8 protein-coding genes, 1 pseudogene and 1 riboswitch are annotated in these 12835 nt (G+C 77.0%); all 9 genes and pseudogenes read left to right on the forward strand.

Annotated elements, in window-relative coordinates; genetic code table 11:
• Positions 1–275 precede the first annotated feature (275 nt).
• Positions 276–405: riboswitch (cobalamin riboswitch) on the forward strand.
• Between the two features lie 47 nt (positions 406–452).
• Positions 453–602 carry a hypothetical protein gene (locus M2302_RS03755; protein ID WP_280836576.1) on the forward strand — a complete coding sequence of 50 codons (150 nt, stop codon included), beginning with the start codon at positions 453–455 and terminating at the stop codon, positions 600–602.
• A 137-nt stretch (positions 603–739) separates the two neighbouring features.
• A complete protein-coding gene (gene cobN / locus M2302_RS03760; protein ID WP_280836577.1) occupies positions 740–4435 on the forward strand; it encodes a cobaltochelatase subunit CobN in 3696 nt (1231 codons plus the stop codon).
• Positions 4432–6702, forward strand: coding sequence for a VWA domain-containing protein (locus tag M2302_RS03765; RefSeq protein ID WP_280836579.1), 2271 nt, complete (start codon positions 4432–4434; stop codon positions 6700–6702). Before cobN ends, M2302_RS03765 begins: the two co-directional genes overlap by 4 nt.
• Complete coding sequence (gene cobO / locus M2302_RS03770; RefSeq protein ID WP_280836580.1) at positions 6702–7313, forward strand: cob(I)yrinic acid a,c-diamide adenosyltransferase; 612 nt, start codon at positions 6702–6704, stop codon at positions 7311–7313. The genes M2302_RS03765 and cobO overlap by 1 nt, the downstream gene beginning before the upstream one ends.
• Positions 7307–8671: a cobyrinate a,c-diamide synthase gene (locus M2302_RS03775; RefSeq protein WP_280836581.1), complete on the forward strand. Its 1365-nt coding sequence runs from the start codon at positions 7307–7309 to the stop codon at positions 8669–8671. Before cobO ends, M2302_RS03775 begins: the two co-directional genes overlap by 7 nt.
• Positions 8668–9420: a precorrin-2 C(20)-methyltransferase gene (gene cobI, locus M2302_RS03780; protein WP_280836582.1), complete on the forward strand. Its 753-nt coding sequence runs from the start codon at positions 8668–8670 to the stop codon at positions 9418–9420. The genes M2302_RS03775 and cobI overlap by 4 nt, the downstream gene beginning before the upstream one ends.
• A complete protein-coding gene (gene cobM, locus M2302_RS03785; protein WP_088961633.1) occupies positions 9417–10247 on the forward strand; it encodes a precorrin-4 C(11)-methyltransferase in 831 nt (276 codons plus the stop codon). Before cobI ends, cobM begins: the two co-directional genes overlap by 4 nt.
• Entirely contained in the window at positions 10244–11395 is a 1152-nt protein-coding gene (locus M2302_RS03790) for a cobalt-precorrin-5B (C(1))-methyltransferase (protein WP_280836583.1), read from the forward strand. Before cobM ends, M2302_RS03790 begins: the two co-directional genes overlap by 4 nt.
• A 137-nt stretch (positions 11396–11532) precedes the next feature.
• Positions 11533–12744: pseudogene (cbiE, locus tag M2302_RS03795) on the forward strand (precorrin-6y C5,15-methyltransferase (decarboxylating) subunit CbiE); the annotation flags it as partial.
• Positions 12745–12835: the final 91 nt, after the last annotated feature.

Genomic DNA, 12835 nt, shown 5'->3' on the forward strand with positions numbered 1-12835 from the left:
GGCCGATGGCCCCGCCGTCGACGCTGACCGGCGGATACCCGCCCGCACCGTCCCCTTTGCTCTGCTGCCGCCCCGGCACCAGCAAAGCGCTCCCAGTGGTGCCTCCGGGGCAGCAGAGCAAAGGGGGTGCGGCATCGAGGTCGGACATTGTCCGAAGTGCGGGTACGGTCGCTGATGATCGTCAGGCTTCGATGGGCCGGCCCGCCCGGCGCGAGCCGGGGCGGCGTTGACCCGGCGCCGCGGGGTGTGGCAGCATTCGCGGCCTGACGGCAGTGAAGGAAGTCGGTGCGATTCCGGCGCGGTCCCGCCACTGTCACCGGGGAGCGATCCCCCCTTGCGAGTCACGGCCGTGTTCCTGCGGTTGGAAGGCCGGGGGAGAGCGTTGATCCGGAAGCCAGGATACTTCGGCCGTCGGAGCGACCCCAGGGCGTGGACACCCGAGGAGGACCCCGATGACGCGCAGCGTCTCCACCGTCGACGAGTTCCGTCGTACCCGTTCCGGGCGCGCTGATGCGCCCCTGCCCGGCCGCGCCGTCGCGCCGGCCGACGGCCCGGACACCCCGTCCGGCGCCCGCGCCCCGCGTTCCGCCGTTCACCGCTGACCGCCACACCGTGCCGCCCACCGGTTCATCGCCGGTGATCCGCCCGGCGGCCCGTCGTACCCGCTGAACCGCGCCCGTCCCCTCGCCTCGCCCGACCGGCCCCGCGCCGGTCCGGGCGTCACTCTCCGGAGCCGTCCGTGCGCATCCTGCTGCTCTCCACCGCCGACACCGACCTGCTCGCCGCCCGCGCCAGCGGCGCCGACTACCGGCTGGCCAACCCCGCCCGGGTCGCCGCCGACGCCGTGCCGGCGCTGCTCGACGGCGTCGACCTCGCCGTCGTACGCCTGCTCGGCGGCCGGCAGGCGTGGCCGGACGGGCTGGCCGCCGTGCTCGCCTCGGGCGTGCCCACGGTGGTGCTCGGCGGCGAGGCGGTGCCCGACGCGGAGCTGATGGCCGCCTCCACGGTGGCCTCCGGAGTGGCCACCCAGGCGCTGTCCTACCTGGTCGAGGGGGGTCCGGCGAACCTGGCCGAGCTGGCCCGGTTCCTCTCCGACACGGTGCTGCTCACCGGCGAGGGCTTCGACCCGCCCGCGCCGACCCCGGCGTACGGGGTGCACGGCGACCGGGCCGCCGCGGTCTCGACGGCGACCGGAGCGGCCACGGAGACCCGCCCCACCGTCGGGATCGTCTTCTACCGGGCGCACGCCCTCGCCGGGAACACCGGCTTCGTCGACGTCCTCGCCGACGCGGTCGAGGCGGCCGGCGGCGACCCGCTGCCGATCTTCTGCGGCTCGCTGCGCGGGCTCACCCCCGGCGACGGGCCGCTGCCCCTCTTCGCCCGCTGCGACGCCCTGGTCGTCACCGTGCTCGCGGCCGGCGGCGCCGTCGCGGCGGACGCCTCCGGCGGGGGCGACGAGGACGCCTGGGACGTCGGCGCGCTCGCCGCCCTCGACGTGCCGATCGTGCAGGCGCTCTGCCTCACCAGCACCCGCGAGCAGTGGGCCGGCAGCGACGCCGGACTCTCCCCGTTGGACGCCGCGATGCAGGTGGCCATCCCCGAGTTCGACGGGCGGATCGTCACCGTGCCGTTCTCGTTCAAGCGCGTCGACGCCGACGGGCTCTCCGTCTACGCCGCCGATGCGGAGCGGGCCGCCCGGGTGGCCGGCATCGCCGTCCGCCAGGCCCGGCTGCGGCACGTGCCCAACGCCGACAAGCGCCTCGCCGTCGTGCTCAGCTCGTACCCGACCAAGCACTCCCGGGTCGGCAACGCGGTCGGCCTGGACACCCCCGCCTCGGCGGTACGGCTGCTCGCCGCCCTCGCCGACGCCGGCTACGACCTCGGCGACCAGCCGGTCCCCACCGACGGGGACGCGCTGATCCACGCGCTGATCGCCGCCGGCGGGCACGACGTCGAATGGCTCACCCCCGAGCAGCTCGCCGGCGCCGAGGCGCGGGTACCCGGGCAGACCTACCGGCGCTGGTTCGCCCGGGTGCCGGCGCCGCTGCGGGACCGGATGCGCACCCACTGGGGCGAGCCGCCCGGCGAGCTGTACGCCGACGGCGGCGACCTGGTCCTGGCCGGGCTGCGCTTCGGCAACGTGGTGCTGATGATCCAGCCGCCGCGCGGCTTCGGCGAGAACCCGATCGCCATCTACCACGACCCCGACCTGCCGCCCAGCCACCACTACCTGGCCGCGTACCGCTGGCTGGCCGCGCCGGTGGCCGACGGCGGCTTCGGCGCCGACGCGGTGGTGCACCTCGGCAAGCACGGCACCCTGGAATGGCTGCCCGGCAAGGGGCTCGGGCTCGCCGCCGACTGCGCCCCCGACGCCGTCCTCGGCGACCTGCCGCTGGTCTACCCGTTCATCGTCAACGACCCCGGCGAGGGCACCCAGGCCAAGCGCCGGGCGCACGCCGTCGTCGTCGACCATCTCGTCCCGCCGATGGCCCGCGCCGAGACGTACGGCGACCTGGCCAAACTCGAACAGCTCCTCGACGAGTACGCCACCGTCCAGGCGCTCGACCCGGCCAAGGTGCCGACCGTGCGGGCGCAGATCTGGGAGCTGGTCCGGGCCGCCGAGCTGCACCACGACCTGCACACCGCGGACATGCCGGCCGCCGACGACTTCGACGACTTCGTGCTGCACCTCGACGGGTACCTCTGCGAGGTCAAGGACGTGCAGATCCGCGACGGTCTGCACATCCTCGCCGAGGCGCCCACCGGCGAGGCCCGGGTCAACCTCGTCCTCGCCGTGCTGCGCGCCCCCCAGGTCTGGGGCGGCACCCGCGCCCTGCCCGGCCTGCGCCAGGCGCTCGCCGCCGCGTACGGGCTGGACGAGCAGGACCTGCTCGCCGAGCCGGGACGGCGGATCGCCGTCCCGGAGCCGCTGACCGAGGCGGCGGACGGGCCGGCCGCCACCGCCGCCGACGCCGTCGACCTGGTCGAGGCCCTGGCCCGCCGGCTGGTCGTCGGCATGGAGACCCTCGGCTGGGACGCCGACAAGGTCGACGCGGTGGTCGAGGAGGTCACCGGCCGGGCGATCGGCGACGCCGCCGACGTGCTGCGCTTCGCCGCCCGCGAGGTGGTGCCCCGGCTGGCCCGGACCACCGACGAGATCGACCGGGTGCTCGGCGCGCTCGACGGGCGGTTCGTGCCGCCCGGCCCCTCCGGCTCACCCACCCGTGGCCTGGTCAACGTGCTGCCCACCGGCCGCAACTTCTACTCCGTCGACCCCAAGGCCATCCCGTCCCGCAACGCCTGGGACGTCGGGGTGGCGCTCGCGGACTCGCTGCTCGCCCGGCACCTCGCCGACACCGGCGGGTACCCCCGCTCGGTCGGGCTCACCGTCTGGGGCACCAGCGCCATGCGTACCCAGGGCGACGACATCGCCGAGGTGCTGGCCCTGCTCGGCTGCCGGCCGACCTGGGACGACCGGTCCCGGCGGGTCACCGGCGTCGAGGTGGTGCCGCTGGCGGAGCTGGGCCGCCCCCGGGTGGACGTGACCGTCCGCATCTCCGGCTTCTTCCGCGACGCCTTCCCGCACGTCGTGGCGCTGCTCGACGACGCGGTACGCCGGGTAGCCGCCCTCGACGAGCCGGCCGGGGAGAACTACGTCCGGGCCCACGTGGACGCCGACCTCGCCGAACACGGCGACGCCCGCCGGGCCACCGCCCGGATCTTCGGCTCCAAACCGGGGGCGTACGGGGCGGGGCTGCTGCCGCTGATCGACGCCCGGAACTGGCGCACCGACGCCGACCTCGCCGAGGTGTACGCCGTCTGGGGCGGCTACGCCTACGGCCGGGACCTGGACGGGCGGGAGGCGCGGGCCGACATGGAACGCTCCTTCGCCCGCATCGCCGTCGCCGTCAAGAACCAGGACACCCGCGAACACGACATCGTGGACTCCGACGACTACTTCCAGTACCACGGCGGGATGGTGGCGATGGTCCGCCACCTCACCGGCGCCGCGCCGGCCGCGTACGTGGGCGACTCGGCGATGCCGCACGACGTACGCACCCGCACCCTCGGCGAGGAGACCCGGCGGGTGTTCCGGGCCCGGGTGGTCAACCCGAAGTGGATCGCCGCGATGCGCCGGCACGGCTACAAGGGCGCGTTCGAGCTGGCCGCCACCGTGGACTACCTGTTCGGCTACGACGCCACCGCCGGCGTCGTCGACGACTGGATGTACGAGCACCTGGCCGCCGCGTACGTCTTCGAGGAGACCACCCGGGAGTTCCTGGAGCAGTCCAACCCGTGGGCGCTGCGCGGCATCACCGAGCGGCTGCTGGAGGCCGCCGACCGCGGCCTGTGGGCGGCGCCCGAACCGGCCACCCTCGACCGGCTCCGCGAGACCTACCTGGCCAGCGAGGGCGACCTGGAGGACCGGCAATGAGTGGCTACCCGTTCAGCGCGGTGCTCGGCATGGACGACATGCGCCTGGCCCTGCTGCTCAACGCCGTCTCCCCGGCCATCGGCGGGGTGCTGGTGCGGGGCGAGAAGGGCACCGCCAAGTCCACCGCCGTGCGGGCCCTCGCGGCGCTGCTGCCCCCGGTCGACCGGGTCGCCGGTTGCCGCTTCGCCTGCGACCCGGCCGCCGCCGACCCCGCCTGCCCGGACGGGCCGCACCCGGCCGAGCCGACGGCCGAGCGCCGCCCAGCCCGCCTGGTCGAGCTGCCGGTCGGCGCCGCCGAGGACCGGGTGGTCGGCTCGCTCGACCTGGAGAAGGCCCTCGGCGAGGGGGTACGCGCCTTCGAGCCGGGCCTGCTCGCCGCCGCTCACCGCGGCGTGCTCTACGTCGACGAGGTGAACCTGCTCCACGACCACCTGGTCGACCTGCTGCTCGACGCCGCCGCGATGGGCCGCTGCCACGTCGAGCGGGAGGGCGTCTCGGTCAGCCACGCCGCCCGGTTCCTGCTGGTCGGCACGATGAACCCGGAGGAGGGGGAGCTGCGCCCGCAGCTGCTCGACCGGTTCGGGCTCACCGTCGCCGTCGGCGCCAGCCGCGACCCGGCCGTCCGCGTCGAGGTGGTCCGCCGCCGGCTCGCCGCCGACGCCGACCCGGCCGGGTTCGCCGCCCGGTGGGCCGCCGCCGACGCCGAGATCGCCCACCAGGTCGCCGCCGCCCGGCGGCGGCTGGACCGGGTACGGCTGCCTGACGCCGCGCTGCGCCAGATCGCCGAGGTGTGCGCCGCGTTCGACGTGGACGGGATGCGCGCCGACATCGTCACCGCCCGCACCGCCCTCGCGCACGCCGCCTGGCAGGGCCGGGACCGGGTGGGCGCCGAGGACGTCCGGGTCGCCGCCCGGCTCGCGCTGCCGCACCGGCGCCGCCGCGACCCGTTCGACAGCCCCGACCTGGACGAGAAGCGCCTGGACGAGGCGTTGCAGCGGGCCCAGGACGAGCACCCGGACGACGACCCGCCCGGCGGCGACGGCCCCGGCCCCGACGGGGACCCCGACGACGGTCCGGGTGGTCCCGGCGCGGGTCCTGGTGGCACCGGCCCGGGTGGTCCCGGTCAGCCCGGGGCCGGTCCGCCCGGCCCCGGGGACGGTGACGCCGGGGACGACGGCGGGAGCGGGCGTCGGACGGCCCACGGGTTCGGCGACGACGAAGCTGACGCCGGTACGCCGGAGCGCGACGCCACCGACGGCCGGCCGGAACCCACCGACACCGGTCACTCCGCCGGCGGTGCCACCCGCCCCGACCAGGGTGGCGGGTCGACCGGGGAGCACGGCGACCGCCACCGGGCCGGGGACGACGGGTCGCCCGGTACCCGGTCGGTGGCCGTGCCGCACAGCGGGCTGAAGGCCCGGCTGCTCACCGCGCCCGGTGTCGGCGACGGCGTGCCGGGACGGCGCTCCCGGGCCCGGACCGGGCGCGGCCGGACCACCGGCGCGCGGGTGCCGGCCGGCCGGCCCGGCGCGCTGCACCTGCCGGCGACACTGCGGGCCGCCGCCCCGCACCAGCCGGGCCGGGGCCGGCGCGGCGGGCCGCTGCTGCTGCGCCCGGACGACCTGCGCGAGGCGGTCCGCGAGGGACGCGAGGGCAACCTCGTGCTGTTCGTGGTCGACGCCAGCGGGTCGATGGGCGCCCGGCAGCGGATGTCCGCCGTCAAGGGCGCGGTGCTCGCCCTGCTCACCGACGCCTACCAGCGCCGGGACAAGGTCGCCGTGATCGCCTTCCGGGGCACCGGCGCGCGTACCCTGCTGCCGGCCACCTCCTCGGTGCTGGCCGCCTCCACCCGGCTGGCCGAGCTGCCCACCGGCGGGCGCACCCCGCTGGCGGAGGGGCTGCTCGCCGCCGCCGAGCTGCTGCGGGTGGAGCGCCTGCGCGACCCGAAGCGCCGTCCGCTGGTGCTGGTCGTCACCGACGGGCGGGCCACCGCCGGCGACCGCCCGCTGGACCGGGCCGCCCGCGCCGCGGCGGTGCTCGCCGCCACCGGCGCGCCCAGCGTGGTCGTCGACTGCGAGTCCGGCCCGGTCCGGCTCGGCCTCGGCCGCCGCCTCGCCGCCCAACTCGGCGCGGACCACCACCGCCTCGACGCGGTTGCCACCGACCCCCTCCTGAAGCTCGCCACCGGTCCGGCCTGCGCCTGCCGTGCCGGCACCCACCACAACTGCGCGACCGGACCCGCCACCACGACGAGAAGGAGCGCCTGATGCCGCAGGGCAAGCCGTCCACGGTGCCCGCCGACGGGCTGACCACCCGGCAGCGGCGCCACCGCCCGCTGCTGGTCGTGCACACCGGACAGATGAAGGGCAAGTCCACCGCCGCGTTCGGGCTGGCCCTGCGCGCCTGGACCGCCGGGCTGCCGATCGGGGTGTTCCAGTTCGTCAAGAGCGCCAAGTGGCGGGTCGGCGAGGAGAACGCTTTCCGCGCCCTCGGCGAGGTGCACGAGCGCACCGGCCAGGGCGCCCCGGTCGCCTGGCACAAGATGGGCGAGGGCTGGTCCTGGATCCAGCGCGGCGGTGAGGCCGACCACGCCGCCGACGCCCTGGAGGGCTGGCGGCAGATCCAGCGCGACCTGGCCGCCGAACGCTACGGCCTGTACGTCCTCGACGAGTTCACCTACCCGATGAAGTGGGGCTGGGTCGACGTCGACGAGGTCGTCGACACCCTCGCCGGCCGCCCCGGCTTCCAGCACGTGGTGATCACCGGCCGGGACGCTGACCCGCGGCTGGTCGCCGCCGCCGACCTCGTCGCCGAGCTGACCAAGGTCAAGCACCCGATGGACGCGGGCCAGAAGGGTCAGAAGGGCATCGAATGGTGAGCCTGGACGCGCCGTGGCCGCTGCCCCGGCTGGTGGTGGCCGCCCCGGCCAGCGGGCACGGCAAGACCACCGTGGCCACCGGCCTGCTCGCCGCGCTGCGCCGGCGCGGGCTGACCGTCAGCCCGCACAAGGTCGGCCCCGACTACATCGACCCCGGCTACCACGCCCTCGCCGCCGGCCGGCCCGGTCGCAACCTCGACCCCTGGCTGGTCGGCGAGGAGCGGATCGCGCCCCTGCTGCGGCATGGCGCGAGCGTGCCCACCCCCGCCGACATGGCGGTCGTCGAGGGCGTGATGGGGCTGCACGACGGCGCGGTCGGCCGCCGGTCGTACGCCTCCACCGCGCACGTCGCCCGGCTGATCGACGCGCCCGTGCTGCTGGTCCTCGACACCACCGCGCAGGGCCGCTCGGCCGCCGCGCTGGTGCTCGGCATGCGCGCCTTCGACCCCGACGTGCGCATCGGGGGAGTGCTGCTCAACCGGGTCGGCTCGCCCCGGCACGAGACCCTGCTGCGCGACGCCCTCGCCGAGGTGGGCGTACCGGTGCTCGGGGCGGTCACCCGGGCCGCCGAGGTGACCGCACCGTCGCGGCACCTCGGGCTGGTGCCGGTCGCCGAACGGGCCCCCGAGTCGCTCGCCGTCGTCGACGCCCTGGCCGAACTGGTCGAGTCCACCGTGGACCTCGACGCGGTGCTCGACCTCGCCCGGACCGCCCCGCCGCTGACCGTCGGAGCCTGGGACCCGGCCAGCGCCGTCGGCGGCCCCGCCGGCCGGGACCGTCCGGTCGTCGCGGTGGCCGGCGGTCCGGCCTTCACCTTCTCGTACGCCGAGACCACCGAACTGCTCGCCGCGGCCGGCGCCGCCGTGGTCCGCTTCGACCCGCTGCGCGACCCCGCCCTGCCCGCCGGCACCCGCGCCGTCGTCCTCGGCGGCGGCTTCCCCGAGGTGCACGTCGAGGCCCTCGCGGCGAACTCCGCGCTCCGCGCCGAACTGGCCGACTTCGACGGGCCGGTCGTCGCCGAGTGCGCCGGCCTGCTCTACCTCGGGCGCTCCCTCGACGGGGTGCCGATGTGCGGGCGGCTGCCGCACACCGCCCGGATGACCGGGACGCTCACCCTCGGCTACCGGGAGGCCGTCGCCGCTGCCGACTCCCCAGCGCACCGGGCCGGCGAGCCGGTACGCGGCCACGAGTTCCACCGCACCGCCACCGACCCCGGCCACGGCGAGCGGGCGGCGTGGGGCTGGGACGGCGGCCGGCACGGCTTCGTCGACGGCCGGGTGCACGCCTCCTACCTGCACACCCACTGGGCGGCGCACCCGTCGGCCGCCCGCCGCCTGGTCGAGGCGGCGGCCCGGTGAGCGCGCCGACGCTGACCGGGGTGGGCGTCGGCCCCGGCGACCCCGAACTGCTCACCCTGAAGGCGGTGCGGGTGCTGCGCGAGGCCGACCTGGTGGTCGTACCGGTGATGGACCGGCTGGCCGCGGAGGGCGACGCGCCCCCGGGCCGGGCGGAGGCGACCGTGCTCGCGCACGTCGACGCGGACCGGCTGCGCCGGCTGCCGTTCGCCCTGGACGACCGGGGCGGGGTGACCGCCCGCCGGGAGCGGGCCTGGGACGCCGCCGCCCGGGCCGTGGTGGCCGCCCTCGACGGCGGCGCTGCCTCGATCGCCTTCGCCACCATCGGCGACCCGAACGTCTACTCCACCTTCGGCTACCTGGCGCAGAGCGTCCGCGCGCTGCGGCCGGCCGTCGAGGTGCGCACCGTGCCCGGGGTCACCGCCATGCAGGAGTTGGCCGCGCGCAGCGGCGTGCCGCTCTGCGAGGGCCGTGAACCGCTCACCCTGCTGCCGGCCACCGCCGGGCTGGCGCTCGTCTCCGACGCGCTGGCCGGGCCGGGCACCGTCGTCGTCTACAAGGGCTGGCGGCGGCACCCCGAGCTGGTCGACGAGCTGCGCCGCCACGACCGGTTGCCGGACGCCGTGCTCGGCCGGTCGGTCGGCCTGCCCGGGGAGCGGATCGGGCCGGTCGACGCCGCCGCCGACGACCTGCCGTACCTGTCGACACTGCTGGTCCCGGCGCGCCGGGACCGCCGGGGAGGAAAACTGTGACGACCACCGGAAAGGTCTGGTTCGTCGGGGCCGGGCCCGGCGCGGCCGACCTGCTCACCCTGCGCGCCGCCCGGGTGATCGGCGCCGCTGACGTGGTGATCTGGGCGGCCAGCCTGGTGCACGCCGACGTCCTCGCCCACGCCCGCGCCGACGCCGAGATCGTCGACTCGTCGCAACTGCCGATCGAGGGGGTGCTGCCGTTGTACCGGCGGGCCGCCGCCGAGGGGCTGACGGTGGCCCGGATCCACTCCGGCGACCCGGCGCTCTGGGGCGCGGTGCAGGAACAGCTCGACCTCTGCCGGGCGCTCGACCTGGCGGTGGAGATCGTGCCCGGGGTGTCCTCGTTCACCGCGGTGGCGGCCATCGTCGGCCGGGAGCTGACCATCCCCGAGGTGGCCCAGTCGGTGATCCTCACCCGCCTCGAGGGCGGCAAGACGCCGATGCCGCCGGGGGAGCGGGTCCGCGACTTCGCCCGCCACGGCACCACGATGGCGCTGTTCCTCTCCGCCGCCCGCTCCGGGCAGGCGCAGGCCGAGCTGCTCGCCGGCGGCTATCCGCCGGACACCCCGGTCGTGGTGGCGTACCAGGCGACCTGGCCGGACGAGCTGGTGGTGCGCTGCGCGCTGGCCGACCTGGAGGCCACCGTCAAGGAGCACCGGCTCTGGAAGCACACCCTCTTCCTGGTCGGCCCCGCGCTCGCCGCCACCGGCACCCGCTCGCACCTCTACCACCCCGGGCACTTCCACACCTTCCGCCGGGCCGAGCCGGCCGCCCGCGCCGAGCTGCGCCGCGCCCGCGCCGCCGGGTCGGGGGACGGCCCCCGGTGACGTACGCCGAGCCGCCGCTGCGCGAGCCGGACCTGCCGCGTACCGCGAAGGTCCGGCCCACCGCGCTGCGTACCGGTTGGACCACCGGCGCCTGCGCGACGGCGGCGGCCAAGGCCGCGGTGACCGCCCTGGTCACCGGCGTGCCGCTGCCCGAGGTGGAGATCGGGCTGCCCGGCGGCCGGCGGGTGAGCTTCCCGGTCGCCCGGTGCGACCTCACCCCGGCGCCGGAGGCGCGCGCCGAGGCGGTGGTGGTCAAGGATGCCGGCGACGACCCGGACGTCACCCACGGCGCGCACCTCACCGCCACCGTCGGCTGGCGCGCCGAGCCCGGCCTGGACCTCGCCGGCGGCCCCGGCGTCGGCACCGTCACCAAGCCCGGGCTCGGCCTGGCCGTCGGCGGCCCGGCGATCAACGAGACCCCGCGCCGGATGATCGGCCAGGCCGTGGCCGAGGTGGTCGACCTCACCGAGGTGGGCGTCCGGGTGGTGATCAGCGTGCCGGGCGGCGAGGTGATGGCCCGCAAGACCACCAACCGGCGGCTCGGCATCCTCGGCGGCATCTCGATCCTCGGCACCACCGGGATCGTCCGGCCCTTCTCCACCGCCTCCTGGCGGGCCAGCGTGGTGCAGGCGGTGCACGTGATGGCCGCCCAGGGCGAGTCCACCGTGGTGCTCTGCACCGGCGGGCGGACCGAGCGGGCCGCCCGGGAACTGCTGCCGGAGCTGCCCGAGGTGTGCTTCGTCGAGGTCGGCGACTTCACCGGCGCCGCGGTCACCGCCGCCGTCGGCGACGGGATGACCGGGGTGGTCTTCGTCGGGATGGCCGGCAAGCTGGCCAAGCTCGCCGCCGGCATCCTGATGACCCACTACACCCGATCCAAGGTGGACCTGTCGCTGCTCGGCGCGGTCACCGCCGAGGCCGGCGGCGACGCCGACCTGGTCGCGGCGGTCACCGCGGCGAACACCGGGCGGCACGCGTACGAGCTGTGGGAGGCGGCCGGCCTGCTCGGCCCCGCCGGGGACCTGCTCTGCCACCGGGTACGGCAGGTGCTGCTCCGCTTCGCCGAGCGGGCGGTCACCGTCGACGTGGCCATGGTCGACTTCGCCGGCTCCCGGGTCGTCGCCTCCTCGGGCCGGTGGGCGGCGTGACCGCCCCGTCGTCGCCGAACGGTGACCCGGTCACTCAGGGTGGTAGCGGGCCCGGGCGATCCACCGGCGACCGATATGACTCCCAGTCATATTTATGCCTGACAGGAATACCGCTCACCGAAGACCCTTCTTCCGGCGCGGCAGTGACCGTGGTGGGCATCGACGCCGCCGGTCGCCCGGCGCACCCCGGGCTGGCCGAGGCGCTCGCCGCGGCCGGGCTGGTGGTCGGGGCGGCCCGGCACCTCGCCGCCGTGCCGGTGCCGCCCGGCTGCCCGACCGTGACCCTCGGGCCGCTCACCCCCGCCGTGGACCGGCTGCGCGCCGCCGTCGCCGCCGGCGAGCATGCCGTCGTGCTGGCCAGTGGCGATCCCGGCCTCTTCGGCATCGTCCGGCGGCTGCGAGCGGCCGGGCTGCCGCTGCGGGTGCTGCCCGCGGTCTCCAGCGTCGCCGCCGCGTTCGCCCGCGCCGGGCTGCCCTGGGACGGCGCCGCCGTGGTCACCGCGCACGGCCGCGACCCCCGGCCGGCGCTCAACGCCTGCCGCGCGCTGCCCGCCGTCGTGGTGCTCACCGCGCCCGGCGCCGGGGCGGCCGAACTCGGCGCGGGCCTCGTCGGCTGGCCCCGCCGCCTGGTGGTGGCCGAGCATCTCGGCACGGCCGACGAGCGGGTCACCTGGACCACCCCCGAGGAGGCCGCCGGCCGCTGCTGGGCCGACCCGCACGTCCTGCTCAGCCTCGCCCTGGACCGGGCTGCCGGCGGCGGGATCAGCCCGATGCGCGCGGACAACCAGCCGGCCGCCGCGCCGGCCGGCGGCTGGGCGCTGCCCGAGTCCGCCTACGCCCACCGGGACTCGATGATCACCAAGGCGGAGGTTCGCGCCCTCGCGGTGGCCCGGCTCCGCCCCCGGCTCGGCCGGCTGGTCTGGGACGTGGGCGCCGGCAGCGGCTCGGTGGGCATCGAGTGCGCGCTGCTCGGCGCGGCGGTGATCGCGGTGGAACGCGACCCGCGGGCGCCGGTGCGGGCCAACGCCGCCCGGCACGGCGTCGACGTCCGGCTGGTGACCGGCTCCGCCCCCGAGGCGCTGCGCGGGCTGCCCGACCCGGACGCCGTCTTCGTCGGCGGCGGCGGCACCGACGTGCTGGCCGCGGTGGCCGAGCGCCGGCCGGACCGGGTGGTGGTCACCCTCGCCGCGCTGGACCGGGTCGCCCCCGCCGTACACCTGCTGCGCGACGCCGGCTACGCGGTCGAGGGCAGCCAGCTCGCCGCCGCCCGCCTCGCCGACCTGCCCGGCGGCTCACTGCGCCTGGCCGCCACCAACCCGGTGGTCGTCCTCACCGGGGAGCGCCGGTGACCAGTCCATCCACCCACCACACCGGACCTTCACGGGGAGCGCACGTGCAGCAGACCGCACCACCCGGCACCGCCCCGACCGGAGCCGACAC

The organism is Micromonospora sp. A200, from assembly GCF_029893845.1.
In the GTDB taxonomy this organism is placed as follows: domain Bacteria; phylum Actinomycetota; class Actinomycetes; order Mycobacteriales; family Micromonosporaceae; genus Micromonospora; species Micromonospora purpureochromogenes.